This window comes from Geovibrio sp. ADMFC3, assembly GCF_054687035.1.
On record NZ_BAAFZG010000002.1, the window covers coordinates 2,792,481 to 2,807,608 of the forward strand.

Sequence of the window (15,128 nt, forward strand, 5' to 3'; positions counted from 1 at the left end):
TAGTATAGTTCTCTTCCCATTAACTTAATGGGACTGAATAATCGGGGAATAGCGCAGTTTGGTAGCGTACCTGTCTTGGGCACAGGGGGTCGCAGGTTCAAATCCTGTTTCCCCGATTTTTTTTACCCTTATTTATCAATTAGTTATGACGGTCATTTTTAATTTGGCACACTTTTGGCACACTTTCAGAGAAGATTACGCCTTTTCGTGTCCCATCTTGACGATTGATTTTGTTGCCATAACGTTTAAAAATCATTGACAGTGTTCTGTGCCCAAGCATGGATTTTATCCAGTTCAAATTCTCTCCTGCATCGATCATCATACATGCGAAGCTATGCCTCATTTGGTAAATCGTTCTATATCGAAATCCAAGAGCTTTTAAGCAAGGGGTAAAGTAGAGCCTATTAATATTCTCTGTCTTCATAAATGGCTGGTTATATAAAGTCGTTAAAACCCAATCTGATTTAAGAAAAGTGTATTGCTTATGGTTTTTTAAATATGCTTCAAGCGCCGGAATAATATCTATTGTTCTTGATTTTTCTGTTTTAGTGCTTTCTTTTATACGATTCTTAGTGATGGTTCTTTGTACAGTAATAGTATATTTTGAAAAATCAATATCACTCCATTTAAGCGCAAGCAATTCACCTGTTCTCATGCCGGTGTAAAAGCCAAGCGCAAAAAATATAGTCATCTGTGGATGGTGTTCCTGCATCCAATTAATTATTGACTCTGCTTCATTTATATTAAAGGGGTCGACTTCACTTGTTTCGACTCTTGGTTTTTTAATTACTTTTGCAGGATTTTTGCTTAACAGTTCATCGTTGTAAGCATTATCAAGGATTTGATGTAATACGCCTATAATATTTGAAATAGATTTTGGGCTAAGATTACATTGTTTTATGAACATTTGGATATGAGTTGGCCTTATCTTCCTTAACTCAACATTTCCAAAATATTGACACAATTTCGATACATCAGAAGAATAAGTCTTATGAGTTGAGTAAGCGATGGAGTCTTCTATTAAATCAAGCCATTGATTGGCATATGTTGAAAACCCTACATTTGCAGATGTATCAGCAAGCTTTAAATCGTTTAAGCTTTTCAAAGCTTTTGATTCTGGAAAAAAATCTCCATACTTAAATATACCTTCTGCGATTTTTCGTTCAATTTCCGAAAGTAAAGCCAGAGCAGAGCGACATTGGCGACACTTGCAATTGTTTTTGCCAGTTTCACAATAGTAATCTGTATTCTCAAATCTGCGAATACTTCTGTAAACGAAAGCAACCCTTATCCGGCGTTTTTTGCCTCTTATTTGTATAGTGCCCATTCCCACAGTATTACTCAGTAAAGCGCGCTGGAGCAAGCATTTCCTTTACTGCTGGATAATAAAATCTGAGAAAACGCTTACTCTCTTTAGTAAAATGTACTTCTTCTTTCAGTGTCCCTGTGCGAACCATTTTATCTATGTATTCCGGTGAACAACAAAGTTCTTCCGCAAGCCTTTCTTTTGTCATAAAGTCTGGCTTATTTGCGTGATAGTGTTTATGTATGATGATAGTTTCTGTTTCCATATTAGTTCCATGGAGCTCTTTTTTTAACATTTTTTTAACTCCTAAAAACCTTTGACTTGTTCTCTGACACTGTAATGCCCTGTTCCTTCATGATTGGCCACGTTTATGATAGAGAGTAGGCTTTAGCCCATATGGCAAATAGAGGATGTGTTTAGGTTCCCCTGTATTTGTTACTCCTAGGCACGATAGCTGAGGAAGCAACCTCTTTATTGCCTCTGATCTATTGTTATGTGCTCCATGATTACCCCATTTAGCGATTACGAGATGAGATTCAGGGGTAGAGCATATTTTTTCCAACCAGAAGTCATTATCTATGCCGACAGGATCCGGTTCAGCTTTCATCAACTTAGGGTTGGTTGATCTGAATGCAAAAATATTCAGCATAAACATTCCTGAGAATCCCCAGTTTTTGGCGTAAGCAATGCAGCGCCTTACTGTCGGGTCATCTATTTTCTCGTCCGCAGTAGAGGGGTTCAGTCCGATAAAAACTACACGTTTTTTCTCAACCCCCCAGTTTCGCCATAGTACATAACGGTATTTTCTGCACTGAGAAAAGATGGCGCCGGCAGGTGTCAGAAAATTGAATTTAAGAAAAGCTGTACGCATCAGACAGCAACCTTATATCTTTTTTATATTCGCAGCTCTCCCAATGGAATGAGAGATCGCCGGCAGCCATATCTATGAGATACCACTTCCCGTTTGCAGACTTCAGCATATCCACACTCCAGTACCCCTTAAAAACAGGCCCTATGCTCGCGAGGATATTGTCTATTTGTTTTTTGTCGTTCTCGTTTATCTCGCAAAGAGATTCATATACTGCGTCAAAGGTTGATGAGATCGCCGTCATTCCCTGTTTGATAGCCTCACTCGGCCAGTACGGGTGCACACATTGAACTGCGCCGTCTCGGATGAAAGCTCTTACTTCTTTCGATATAGGGAGATTACCGTACCGCTCTGCTACAAAATAACGAGTAACCGGCAGAACTTCTCTTACCGCCCATACATTTGTAGGGAGCCCGAATCCCGCACACATTGACATTTCGGTGATCTCAAGGACGTGCTTCAGCAAATCATCGGAAGTTTCCAGATAACATGTGTTGCGCCAGTTATGTTTGCCGGAAAAATGGCCGGTTTTAAGAAAAACAGGATATCCAATCCTGTTGCAGGCTCTCAGCAGCTTCCCGTAAAAATCAGTTGCCAGGAGTTCATCTTTTCTGTTGTAGTGTTCAACAAACTCTTCAAGATTAAGTTGCGTCCTGATAATCAAGGTCTCAGGCGTTGGAACAAGCCCTGCAACTTTCGGATACCAGTATGAAAGACAGTTATTCTCAAGCATCGTGAAATCCTCCTTTTGTTAAGGAAATCCTAGAATGAATCTCCGGACAAAAGTGTGTCTTTTTTTAAATTCCCGAAAAAAATGAAGCAATGATGGCGGAGACTCGAAAAGATGTATTGAGTTCCTTTCATGTCCTTCATTTTTTTGCTTAGAAGATCATAGAGGAAAAAATGAATGTAAAACGTGTCTTTTTTGATAATTGAGCTTTAAATCAGGATAAGATACTTTATCAGTTCCTCCTCCTGTAATCCCACGGCTTTGCCGGTGCTGCATTTTGCCATAATCCAAGTTTCTTCTTCCGGGCAACATACTGAGAGCGCATATATTCAAAAACAGTACACCTGTCATATGCCCAAGCGAGACCGTTTCTTACCATCTCAAGGTTAATGTTTTTCTTTTTCAGGCCGTCTATGGGCTCATAGATTACGCCAACAATTCGACCGTACTGATCTTTATCCTTCAGCTCCAAAGTAAACTCTTTATTCAGTGTCAAGTGCGTGAGTAATGCTTTAGACTCTTGGCCATACTCCTGATTGATTTCAGGTGCATCAATGCAATAGAGCCTGACCTTAAAAACAATATCGTCATACTGCATTGTGACGGTATCGCCATCAGTGACCTTAATTACTTTGGCAACAACATATTCTGCATAAGCCGTGTTGCAGAAAACAGACAGCAATAAAAGGATTGTACATATTGTTCTCATTTCGCACCCTCCAGAGCTCTTTTTCCCGGTTGTCCCTGTGTTTTTTCTAATTCAGCCGAATATCGAATGTAATATTGAGAGTTATATGAGAGGCTTCTTCGTGCGTCCTCATTAAACAAGCTGTCTGCGTCCTCTTTACAAAGTACCAGCTCATAATAATAAAGCAGATTCTCAAGAGCGATTGACTGCTCAAAATAACCGAATTCAGGAGAATCTGTGGAATGTCTAGGATTTGCCTTATTGAGTAATTCCTCTATTCTTTCAATCTGCTGAGAAGAAAAATACTCAATTTCGCCCTTTTTTGCACGATTGAGAATGTTCTCAAAGAAATTAAAGAGTTCATATGTCAGGACATGCTCATACGATCTCATGAACCTGATTTGAGCCTCCAGTAAAACAATCCTTTCTTTCATGCCACGTTCTTTCTTCCTGTAAAAAATATCTTTCAATCTTTTCATCATCTTCATAACAGCCTCTCTAATCTTCTTCTGAAAACTCGTTAATTTTTTCGGGCAGCACCATAATGCACTTCTCAATAAATTTTCCCGAAGGGCTCGTGATTGAGCAAATTGATTTATTACCGAATTTGCCTACACAGCCTGAGTCATGTAAGCTATTCACATAACCATATATAATTGTTTGCAGGTTTTCTGAATCAGTGTCAAAGAGCCCTGTAATGTTTGCGATTTCAATGAAACCATCAGGAATTACAACAGCGATATAACTGAGCTTGTGGATAGCAAAAGGGAAGATATTTTCGACCTTTCTGCCTGACTCAATAGTGAGATTTAGTGCTTTAAGGAATACCTGATATTTTTTTACATCATGGCCGCTTTTAAACGCTTCGAGCCGTTCGTAATATGAAAGCAGGTAGTTTTCTGCTTTTATATCATCTGGTGCATGGCATGTTTCTGGATGTATTGGAACGGGTTGATTTGTATCTTCAGTAGCCACTGCGTCATTATTTTCAGTTGTTTCATCCTGTTCAGATTCTACATCTTGATTGGCGCAACTGGTTTCATTATCTTGCGGCTGTTCAATTTGTTCTGCTGTAGGGGCAATCTGTTCTTTTATATGACTGAGTGTCTGCTTTTCTGTTTCTTCTTTTTCCGGGTCTTGTTGTGTCTGAGTGCTCATATCAACATTTGTCAGACTGATTTCACCTTTAAAATTATCTGGTTTTACAAGATATAAATATTTGTTTTTCACCGCGACGACACTAAGCTTGTTATCGCTGTCATCGTCATCTGAGTATTTGAGCCTTGCTTCAAGGAAATTACGTTTATCCGTAGTCTCCATTAAATACCCTGCTTTTGCGAGCACTGCCACAAGGTTGATACGGGTTGTCTTCATGTTGTAATTTTTAATCATTGTCTCAATGACTTTATTGAGCGTAGCGGGTGAGAGGAATAGCGTATGTGAATCCATGACAAAGATGTCAGCACCCTTGATGTTCATGGTAAAGCCTTGCTTATGGAATATATCGCTGAATGCTTTTTCAAAAGCCGTTACCAGTTTCTCTTCATCGTTTGGCTCGTGGATATTCATACTTTTGGCGAGATACTCGGTTGTGCTTTTTATGTCGGCGGATTTCACAAGATTTGATTCCTGAATAATATCCATACATGCTTTGAGCGTTTCTTTTGGATTATACTCCATAAAGTAGTCAACCATGATAAGGAGGTTTTCCTGCCCGATAAATGCTCTGTCTGCGTCTGACACCACGTCCATAAAGACCATGAAATTACGTCGGATGTGCGCATTATGGCGGTTCTTCTTCCATGTTATTTTGTATCCGGGGTTCTGTATGGCAAAATCAAGCAAATTATTATTAATAATGTCAAATTCAAGATTATTGCATGTGATTTTAACATCAAAGATTTTCCCGGCATCGTGTAGCAGTGCCTGAATTGCTGTCCGGAATAATATCCGTGCTTTATTCCTGATGTTGTACTGGCTGTCGAGATTACCGTTTACATCAAGCTTCAGGTCTAAGCGCTTATGCTGCTCATACAGAGATCCGGCGACGGTTTCGAGTGAATGGATAAAAAGACCGAACCTCTCTTTATGGTGGTGCTTCTCCGAAGCAGGAATATCCCAGACTTTTCGCAGATAACGCCGGATAACCATTTTAAAAAGCTTCCAACTCAAGTCATGAGTGGACGGCAATAGATTATCTATCCTGATCAGATGTTCTCTATATTCAGCAAGAACCTTATCTATCTCCTGTTCAGCCAGATGATCATTTGTTGTTTCATCTTGAGTCTTAAACAGTTTTCGGAGCTTCTGAAAAATAGTCATTACTGCACTCCTTCGTACCATGGCAAACGGACACTGAAAAAGCCGGCTTTTGTTTTAACTAGAGCCACCCCCCAGTCTTTGGCCTGACGAAGCAGCTCCTTGTCGTAAAGATTAAAAACTCTGCGCGCAACATCATAATCAGCTTCATTGGTTGTGAGTATTACCTGCATGTAAATGTTGCGGAGAAATTCGTCAGGCAGGTGCGCCGGAGATTGGACGGCGATGATTGTTCCGAGTCCGTATTTTCGTGATTCGGTTACGATCCTGTTTAGATAGCTGAAGGGGTTATTTTTCTCTTTTCCGCTGGGGATAATGAGCTTACCCTCATCGACTATCACGTATGTATCTGTTCTGGTCCCTGAAGGCTTATTGGCGAGCTTAGAGTATTCACCGCGCGCTTTGCACATACGAAAAACCTTGTTAATCAGGATATCAGACATAAACATCTGGATATCATGGCGGAGTCCTGAGATATTTATACGGTTTAACCCGCTTGTAAAAGGAGGCGTTTCTGAGTGAAAAACCTTACTCTCTATGAGATTCTCTATGTAAAATTGCAGGCTTTTAATACTCCTCATACTATCTTTTGAGAAGTATTTTGCAGGATCAATGTTATTGGAAACAAATAAATCAGATTTCCTTACACATGGAACCTCCTTGCCTTTTATGAATAAGCCGCTATTCCCTTCATGTCCGCCTTCATCCGGAGATCTGTATATTGCGTTGATATTCGCAACGCTTATAGGGGTGCTGCCCAGTGAATTGGATATGATTGCGAAGGCGTTTTCAACCTCAATAATTAAATCTCTCAAATCCTCGACACTCGGTAACGCATTTATCCAGGTTCGGTAATCGTCGTGAACAATTCCCTTCAGCTTGTATGTGTCAAGCAAAAGGGCCTTGAGTAATGATTCCTGTTTAGCTCCCATATTCTGTATAAAGTTCTTTTTAAAGATATCTATAATTTCCCGGATCTGCACAATGGGGCCCGAATTCTTGAGCGCTCTTTCCTGTTCATCCGAGAGCATAAAGAAGTTGCCTGAGCTCTCAGATTGAATTAATCCGAGCAGAGTGGTGTCGCTCACTCCTTTATCGAACTCAAACGGATTAATCCCGTATTTAGCGTCCCATGCTGTAAATTCAATATGGTTTTCATCAGGTAATTCAAGATCACCGTGCAGATCGATCAAATAGACATCTTTTCCTTTATTCTGAAGATATCTGACGAACTGCTTGAGCAGCGTTGTTTTCCCTGCGCCGGATAAACCGCAAATAAGGGCATGCGGATTCATTGTTTCAATCCTGTCAGGGTTCCATGTATAGATTTTATTTGGAGTTGTATGACCGTGCCCGAAGAGAAAGTCATCAGACAATACCTGGCTCTCTTTTGTAATTTTCAACTGAGTCGTAAAGCTCATACTATTTTCTCCTCTGTTTGCTACTGCCTTTTTCAGGAAAGGATAATCCCCAATATCCTTTATCGTTTTTCGCGACGACTACGGCAGCGGTAAACTTTTTTTGTTTTTTGCTTGAATACAGCTCAAACTGATAACCTGACTTTTTAGAAAGAACCTTTTTCAGAGCATCGCTGCGTTCATCGTCATCCAGATTTAAGCCAAAATTGGAAAAGAAACTGTCAACGGATTTGTCTGTCAGAAAGAGGCAGTTACGTGTACTGCAATGATAAAAGCGCCCTTTATCATTAGAAGTGGTCAGAATTTTGCCTCCCTTGCATATTGAACACCTGCACAATGCTTCTTTTTTCTGAGTTTCAGTGCTTACGGGAGGCACATACCCTTTCTCTGCTGCCAATTTATTTATGAGCTCCGTGTACTCGGCGATTTCTTTATCACAGTTCCTTATCTCACCTTTTTCAATCGCCTCTAACAAATCTTCAAAGTCTTTAGCCCGTTCAGCATCCACCATCCAAGGTGCGTGTTCTTCAATCCACTGATCTATTGCAAACCCAAGCTCGGTAGGTTTAAGCATCTGCTTGTTGATAAGGCTTACGCATCCTGTTTTTACAAGTTTTTCGTATATGAGGGCGAACGTTGAGGGTTTACCTATTCCCATGTGTTCAAGAGTTGTTATAAACCGCCCGATTCCATATCTAGGCGGACGGCGGGTATAACCGTCAATGACTTTTATGTCCACTACATTTAATTGCTCACCTATGTGCAGCCGCGGAATGACAATCTCTTTATCTTTCCAGTCTTCATCAGCTTCTCTTTCTGCTGTTTTTATGTAACTTCCCCGGAGCTTTTCCCAGCCCAATATTTTTTCGTCCCGCTCAAGCATGGGGTTGTACTCAAAGGCATGGGAATGAGCTTTTTCATGGAGAGTATTCTGGCCGCAGCGTATAGTAAGCTCTGAAACGTCATAAACTGAATCAACCATCTGTGTGGACAGTGTAATATACCAGATATACTCGTAGAGCCGCCTATGTTCTTCAGTGAGCTCTGCATCAAGGAATAGCTGGTGTTTCCTTATTCTTTCAGGGTTGAATTCGTCTTGGAAATATGTGGGGCGTATAGCTTCGTGTGCGGCTGAAGCTTCTCCTGCGTTTTTAGCTTTAAAGATCCTCTTTTTCTGCAAAACATCTTTTTCCGGGTAATAGGAGTTCAGCAGCCTGATCATCTCAATGACGGCATCGTTATCTATGTTGTAGCTGCTAGTACGATGGTATGTGATGAGACCTGCTTCAAAGAGATTCTGAGCCAGTTTCATTGTTTTATCGGGCTCATACCCCATCAGATAAAAGCCTCCTCTCTGCATACGGCTTGTTATCAGGGGAGGGAAGGGGGCTTCTTCTTTGGTGGACGGCTTATAAATCTCGACTATGTGAGGGTTATTCTTATTGCCCAGATAAGCAAGAAGAGAGTTCATTTCCTCTCTGGTATCATCTTTAAAAACAGTCTTGTGAAATATCTGAAACTGAACCCCGTCTTTGATGTAATCAATCGCAAGGCGGTATGTTTTTTCGCGTATAAAGTCTTCAATTTCCCGCTCTCTCACAGTAAGTAGGTGGAGTGCAGGGGATACCACCCTTCCGACACCGACGCCTCTTAAATCCTCAGAGTTCTTCTGAAAATCTTTTTTAATAATAGAGGATACCTTGTACCCGATTTCCCTATCAATGAGGCGGCGTGCGACCTGTGCGGCAACAATCTGTTCATCGATGAGCCGGGCATTTGCAATACCTTCTTTAATGGCTTTTTCAGTTATTGCAGGGAAAACAACCCGATAATACTGTTTCAGATTGATTTGTTTTACGATATCATCTGCTATTCTTTCGCCCTCACGGTCATTGTCTGTTGCTACATACACATTACTTGCCGTTGCTGCCAGTTTTCTCAAGTCCGCGATGAGGTCTTTCTTCCCGTCTTTAAAGACCCATTTGCCGTGATATTTTCCCTGAACAACTTCGACACCATGCTCATGCACCGGTAAATCCAGTATGTGCCCCTTAGTGGCGCGAACAAACCATTTCTGATTGCCCTTCGCAATGATTTTGCTGATTGTGGCCGCTTTATGAGGGGATTCGACTATCATTAAATTGAAGCTCATTTGAGAACTCCATCAATAGTTTCCTTGATCGTTTCAATGGCGTGCATTGCTATGGATTTTACGGTTTCAAGGGCTTCAGAGGGTTTTATACTCAGGAGAGCATCAATGTAGCCGTGCTCGGACATCCAGTAATAAGTTGTTATTAAACCGATAAACATAAATAATCTTCTCATCACACACCTCTATATTTTTCTAAATGGGAAATTTGCGACAATTTTTTGAGTCAACACAAACGCTACAATTCCAAAACTGTACAGTATGATGTAGGGGTTTACTGGCAGCGGAGAGAAAAGGTATGTAACGGATATTATCAAATAGAAGACTACGCAGCTTCTGTATGCGAAGTGAAAGAGCAGAGAACTCTTTAGTGTAAAGAATTCTATTTTTTTGTAATGCTCAACATACCCTTCGGTCGCGCCAAGTATTACTCCGAGCAATACACACGGGAGTGAAAACAGAAGAGTCAGCGTTCTCACCGTTGCGATCGTTACCGGAGCAACAATCACGTCCAGCATTTTATCAAAAAGCTTTTCATTGAATGAAAACTGATAAAAAAAATGCTGAATTTTTGCAACAAGCTCATAAATGATTTCAATGTTCTCCGCACCGACAAGTAGAGAAAAATTTCTCAGCTCAGCACTAACAATTTTTGAGCTGAAATCAGGAATGGTTTTTGTCATGTATTGAATCATTATTACTTCAACAGCAAGAATCAGTATCGAAAATAAAACAATAGAAAAAAACTTTGTTTTCATATAACTCTCCTTGCTTTATCAGAGGTAACGTTTTCCATGAAAGGACGTTTGACTACATCTTCAATGATCGGAAAACGCAGCTTATACGGCATGCGCCCTTTGACATATACAAACGCATGGCCCGTAGGGAGGCCTGTTATATATTCAGGGTTGAGGAGAGGTACTTCCTTGGGCATCTGACGGGTTCCTGATGATGTGGTAAATACGCTTTCGCCTTTAACATCAGCCGTCGCAGAGTCCGTGCTCATTTTCTGCTGAATAGTTGTTTTGCCGTATAAACTACAACAAAGTTCAGCTATCTCCGGCTCAGGTATTCGCTGGAATATTTTGATGTTTGTATTGGCGAGAATCTGCGCTGCTTTGGCCGCAGACTGAGTAACAGATTCAATGTCTTTTGATGTCTGCATAAAAAGTGAAGCACGCACCCCGGCTCCTCTTGATTTATTAAGCAGATCCACGTAGCCATCAAACATGACGTTGTAGAACTCATCAACAAACAGGTTGATAGGCGTTCGATCTCCTGACCCTTGGAAAGCATAGATAGTGCCGGCATAGTAAAGAAAATCCTGTAGAGCCATTCTGCCGACGTTTTGCGCCACTGTTGCGTCTAGCATTGAGCCGAGATACATGTAAACGACTTTATTTTTGTGGACAACATTTTCCCATGTTATATCCGAGGGGGTTTCTGATAAGAGCGAACCGACTTCGCCAATTGTCAGCGCGCGAAGAACGGGCATAAGGTTTGATCGCACTTTCTGAAAAAACTCATCGGGTTGTTTTGTGTAATATTCAAGGTTCTTGAGTGCCTCATTGATCATGCTTGATTCTTCTTTTGAAGGGTCCTGCTTCTCAAGAGCTTTTACTTCTGCGTAGAGAGTCTTTATGTCACCAAGAGCATATTTCTCAATTTTTTTCAAGGTGACAGACTGTTTCAGCACAATGAGCCCGTCTACCGCTGCGAGCACCAAGCCCCAGATGAAATTGTTGTAGAAACTGTCTCCGGAGTTATCCATGATAGATTTGATTCTGGATGCTATATCAGATCCTTTACTGAAATTACTTAGAGGGTTGTAGCTTACAGAGTGTTTCGGGTGTACAAGTGAAAAGAACTGCCAATCATTTTCTCGATTGCATGAGCAGCACGTGTCATAAAGGCGGTCCACTAATTCATTGTCTCCCTTGGGGTCAATGATAATAACCGGCTCTTCCCTTTTGACTGCCTGAACAGCAAAAGACTCAAGGGTGCGTGTTTTACCTGAACCGGTTCCGCCAATAATTGCTGACTGGAGGTTTAGATCGCCAGTGCTGATATATATATTTTCTTCATCTCTTTGACCAACACCGTGTATAAGAGGGTTTCCGTCACTCTCCTGTGATTTGCAATATGTCTCAATTTCTTTTACCTGGCTTAAATCAGACATTGCCTGTACATGCTTGTTTTGCCACAGGAAGCCTCTGCCGAGCATAACTTTCTTTTTATCTGCGTTTATATCATCGAGTTTGACTGTCAGTTTGCGCGAAAACGCCAAGGCATTAATATCGGTGATTTTTGATAGCATTTTGTAAAGACGGTGTGCGGCCAGAGCCAGCACACCTATGCCAAGTCCTAAAGCTACGTTCCCATGTATAAAGAGGTACTCGCCTTTTAAAAGGATAAATAGGGCAAGGATGAACTCAATAATAAACGGGATGACGTAATAGTTCTTCAGGAACATAACCCACCTACTTCACAGCTTTCTGGATGAGCTGGGTAATCATGTCTTTCTGGTAACCGCTGACAGGACTGCCATTTATAATTACGTGCGGTGTCCCCTGAATGCCTAGCTTTGTTGCCTGTGCTATATGCCTGTCGATTTTCCCGTTGATTTCAGGATCATTGATCAGTTTTCTGAAAGCAGGTACATCCTTCGGATTAAGCTTCTGTTCGAATAACTTTGTGAGAGATTCACTGTTCATTCCACCGTAATTTTCAGCGTACATGTTCCATGTATAGCCGAGCTTCTTCCCTGCTTCATAGAACACAGAAAGTTGTCTGGAATTAGGCTGGTATGGGAGATGTTTGTAATAGATTGCGATATTCTTCTCATGCTGTTTAAAGAACGGCTGAAGCTCTGTCATGAGTTTGACGCAGAAAGAGCAGTTGTAATCTGAGAAAATAACCACCTTGGCTTTCCCATTAGGATTACCGAAGTAAAGTTCATCAGGCGAGGTTTCCACGCTGACTTTTCTGGCGGTTGTTTCGTAATAAAGGGCAACGTTCTGTCCCGTTTCAAGATCAACGAGAGCGTTTGTGATATACCGCCCGTTTGTCACAAATGAAATCTCTTTGGATTCCTGCCCGATTGCGAAGTCCAGCAAGATAAACTTGAAATCAGTTCCGGGAATGACTGTTTCACTGATTACATTGATGCGCGCCTGTCCTTCTGACTTCTTCTGAAGGATACTGATGAGCTGCTTGGCTGTTTCCGATGGTGCTGCCATAACATTGCCGGCGAATACTCCGAAAGCGACGATGGCAACAAGAATTACTGCGATAAATTTTTTCATATCTGCCTCCTATGTGATGAAGTCAGCATAGGAGATATTCGGGAACAAAAACGTGTCTTTTTTTGTATTTGAGGATTTTGTGTCTGATTTGTTTTCAGATCTTAATCAATATGAAGGGACATATCAGTCTTTTGATGAGCTGCTTGAAAGCGGGGAAATTAAAAGATTATTTCCAAGCTTGGGGAATGCGAATATTTGTTCCGGGGATATTGTTAGGTAACAGACACTGTTGAAGCACACTCTCTCTGACGGGTTTCTTAAAATGCGCATGATGAATCAATTCTTGTGAAAAATGATGTTTGTGCGGATTGATCACACCAATCAACTTTTTCCGCTCACATTTTACAATTTCTAATGCTCCTGCAAGATCGCTGTCATTGGATATTAATACAGCACACTCATAAAGGTCTTTCCAAGCATCGTTAATCATGTGAATAGCGAGGTTAACATCTGAACCTTTTTCCTCTGTTTTTATGACACGGGCATACTTCATACTTCCATTTGGAGTTTCTAGCGGCATGGTTACAGGGTGAGAAAGAAATTTCCCTTCAAAGACTTCAATATTCGGGAGAAAGGATTTTAAAGCACGTATATAAGATTTTTGTCTCAATGGTTGGTCGGGGTCTTTTCTTCCGCTTACGATCGCAGTAAAATATTTAATCTTTACAATGTTATGTTTTGGCAGGAGCATTTGGCACATTTTATTTAAATCAAGCCATTTGTATTTAGTGTCTTTAACCGCTCCATAGTAAAAATTAAACCCATCAATATAGACATATGTATCCATGAATAACTCATAAAACAACTAGAGCCTACCGAAGTAGGCTCTGTACCCAAGGTCGAAACCATTGGGGGGATAACTTATTAATTGCTCTTGTGTGTACACTAGTCTGTAGTTCGTGATATGTCAATACCTTTTGCAACTACTCCACTGCATACCTTTTCATTACCTCTCTATCTATCCGGTCTTAATCAATATGAAGGGATCAGTCTTTTGATGAGCTGGTTGAAAAAGAGAAACCACAGCGCAAGAGGGCAAGAAAATGAACCCAATTTTCTTAATGTAACCTTCCATAAAATAGAGCCAGAAATACACCAAAGCCTTCAGCTTCTGTAATTTATTATCCTTGCTCCAGATATTTCGTATACCTCTTTTATTTTCTCTCCGTCCCATTTATATTTGAGGTATTTAGATTCGTTGCAGTTGCTTATGACTCCTTTAGGCCTGAAGACAGCTACGTTTATTCCTCCTGTATATCTAACACTGAAATAAACTATGCCGTATTCCCCTGCATCTTTTTGAGAACGTCCAAATACCTGAGATTCAGCATATGAGTTCAAAGAATAGTAGCCCATGTATTTGTCTGTATCTCTTATATCAACAAAGTTTCCTGATATTTCTACTGTATAAACGCGCATTTCAAGCTCACACGGCGGTTCGCTGACTGATTTATAATATGTTGCTCTGTGAAATGCTGTTTCATATATAGCGCATTCAAGCGAGTCCGCGGCATAGAAAGCTCCGAAGGTTCCGTCTGTGAATCTGTCACCTTCCTGTTTAACATGAGTAAATGCTGCCATAATGGGCGTTGACCCTTCCCCAAGTACCCATTCTTCTTTTGGAAGCAGAGCCATATCGCCTACATCAGACAATCTTGGATTTGTTAAAGACTCAAGCGCATATAATGCTTCAAAGTCCTCCGGCTCTGCGACATCTTCAAAAAGAGATATGGATGGGTAGCATGATGGTATAATTCGATATCCTGGCTTGAGAGTTATCAGCGAACGTTTTACCATCCTCTTTGTCCATCGAAGAATTGTCTGACACGGTATAAATCCATAACCCTGCCGTTAAGCATTATATCCAGAGGAGATCTCCCTTGAAAGAAACCATTTTGGATATTGCGTGTGACGACATTATACACAGAATCGTTACGGTGCAGTATCCTAAGGCTTTTATGTATCCCAAGGATATATGAGATACGCTCAAGTTTATCTTTGTCCAATTTGACATTCCCTTCCTTTTTCCATTTATGAAAGGTAGATTCGGGAACATCGCCAAGGAGCGTTCTCTGTTGTTGAACGCTGAGCCCCCATTTTTCAGTAATATTCAGAAATGCTTTAAAACCAGCATTTGCCATATCTGCTTCGGTGAATGTGCTGTGTTTTGCGAGATTAGCGGTCGCCATATCAGCCTCCATATATAGAGCATATTATAATAATATAGCAAAAGTAGAGCTTAGCAATATCTTTTTCGATTATTGTTTTATACTTAATCACATAAACAATTTATTTACCTAAATTGCTGTTTATCTATTTAGATAAATTGCTAAGATATTGACTGA

16 protein-coding genes and 1 tRNA gene are annotated in these 15,128 nt (G+C 40.7%); 1 reads left to right on the forward strand and 16 read right to left on the reverse strand.

Annotated features, from left to right (window positions below):
• Positions 1–42 precede the first annotated feature (42 nt).
• Positions 43–116: transfer RNA gene (locus tag ACYRYY_RS13550), tRNA-Pro, on the forward strand.
• Between the two features lie 23 nt (positions 117–139).
• Here the strand turns inward: ACYRYY_RS13550 and ACYRYY_RS13555 are convergent.
• The 16 genes from ACYRYY_RS13555 to ACYRYY_RS13630 form a co-directional block, all read right to left on the reverse strand.
• Positions 140–1,327 (reverse strand): tyrosine-type recombinase/integrase, encoded by a 1,188-nt coding sequence (locus ACYRYY_RS13555; protein WP_460216503.1) that lies wholly within the window; start codon positions 1,325–1,327, stop codon positions 140–142.
• 10 nt (positions 1,328–1,337) lie between these two features.
• The gene (locus tag ACYRYY_RS13560; RefSeq protein ID WP_460216126.1) at positions 1,338–1,601 is read right to left on the reverse strand and encodes a hypothetical protein; all 264 of its coding nucleotides are present in this window, start codon (positions 1,599–1,601) and stop codon (positions 1,338–1,340) included.
• A 57-nt stretch (positions 1,602–1,658) separates the two neighbouring features.
• Entirely contained in the window at positions 1,659–2,177 is a 519-nt protein-coding gene (locus ACYRYY_RS13565) for a DUF1643 domain-containing protein (RefSeq protein WP_460216127.1), read from the reverse strand.
• The gene (locus tag ACYRYY_RS13570; RefSeq protein WP_460216128.1) at positions 2,158–2,907 is read right to left on the reverse strand and encodes a hypothetical protein; all 750 of its coding nucleotides are present in this window, start codon (positions 2,905–2,907) and stop codon (positions 2,158–2,160) included. The genes ACYRYY_RS13565 and ACYRYY_RS13570 overlap by 20 nt, the downstream gene beginning before the upstream one ends.
• A 229-nt stretch (positions 2,908–3,136) precedes the next feature.
• Positions 3,137–3,613 (reverse strand): thermonuclease family protein, encoded by a 477-nt coding sequence (locus tag ACYRYY_RS13575; RefSeq protein ID WP_460216129.1) that lies wholly within the window; start codon positions 3,611–3,613, stop codon positions 3,137–3,139.
• Positions 3,610–4,080, reverse strand: coding sequence for a hypothetical protein (locus tag ACYRYY_RS13580; RefSeq protein WP_460216130.1), 471 nt, complete (start codon positions 4,078–4,080; stop codon positions 3,610–3,612). Before ACYRYY_RS13580 ends, ACYRYY_RS13575 begins: the two co-directional genes overlap by 4 nt.
• Before the next feature lie 10 nt (positions 4,081–4,090).
• A complete protein-coding gene (locus tag ACYRYY_RS13585) occupies positions 4,091–5,914 on the reverse strand; it encodes a TraI domain-containing protein (protein WP_460216131.1) in 1,824 nt (607 codons plus the stop codon).
• Complete coding sequence (locus tag ACYRYY_RS13590; protein ID WP_460216132.1) at positions 5,914–7,332, reverse strand: ATP-binding protein; 1,419 nt, start codon at positions 7,330–7,332, stop codon at positions 5,914–5,916. The genes ACYRYY_RS13585 and ACYRYY_RS13590 overlap by 1 nt, the downstream gene beginning before the upstream one ends.
• Position 7,333: 1 nt before the next feature.
• Positions 7,334–9,481, reverse strand: coding sequence for a type IA DNA topoisomerase (locus tag ACYRYY_RS13595; RefSeq protein ID WP_460216133.1), 2,148 nt, complete (start codon positions 9,479–9,481; stop codon positions 7,334–7,336).
• Positions 9,478–9,654, reverse strand: coding sequence for a hypothetical protein (locus tag ACYRYY_RS13600; RefSeq protein ID WP_460216134.1), 177 nt, complete (start codon positions 9,652–9,654; stop codon positions 9,478–9,480). Before ACYRYY_RS13600 ends, ACYRYY_RS13595 begins: the two co-directional genes overlap by 4 nt.
• Positions 9,655–9,663: 9 nt before the next feature.
• Positions 9,664–10,236 carry a DUF4400 domain-containing protein gene (locus ACYRYY_RS13605; RefSeq protein WP_460216135.1) on the reverse strand — a complete coding sequence of 191 codons (573 nt, stop codon included), beginning with the start codon at positions 10,234–10,236 and terminating at the stop codon, positions 9,664–9,666.
• Complete coding sequence (locus ACYRYY_RS13610) at positions 10,233–11,951, reverse strand: type IV secretory system conjugative DNA transfer family protein (RefSeq protein ID WP_460216136.1); 1,719 nt, start codon at positions 11,949–11,951, stop codon at positions 10,233–10,235. The genes ACYRYY_RS13605 and ACYRYY_RS13610 overlap by 4 nt, the downstream gene beginning before the upstream one ends.
• Positions 11,952–11,958: 7 nt before the next feature.
• Positions 11,959–12,783, reverse strand: coding sequence for a DsbA family protein (locus ACYRYY_RS13615; protein WP_460216137.1), 825 nt, complete (start codon positions 12,781–12,783; stop codon positions 11,959–11,961).
• 166 nt (positions 12,784–12,949) lie between these two features.
• On the reverse strand, positions 12,950–13,570 hold the full coding sequence (locus tag ACYRYY_RS13620; protein WP_460216138.1) for an NYN domain-containing protein: 621 nt from the start codon (positions 13,568–13,570) through the stop codon (positions 12,950–12,952).
• A gap of 317 nt (positions 13,571–13,887) precedes the next feature.
• Positions 13,888–14,580, reverse strand: coding sequence for an RES family NAD+ phosphorylase (locus tag ACYRYY_RS13625; RefSeq protein WP_460216139.1), 693 nt, complete (start codon positions 14,578–14,580; stop codon positions 13,888–13,890).
• Positions 14,574–14,972 carry an antitoxin Xre-like helix-turn-helix domain-containing protein gene (locus ACYRYY_RS13630; protein WP_460216140.1) on the reverse strand — a complete coding sequence of 133 codons (399 nt, stop codon included), beginning with the start codon at positions 14,970–14,972 and terminating at the stop codon, positions 14,574–14,576. Before ACYRYY_RS13630 ends, ACYRYY_RS13625 begins: the two co-directional genes overlap by 7 nt.
• Between the last annotated feature and the right edge of the window lie 156 nt (positions 14,973–15,128).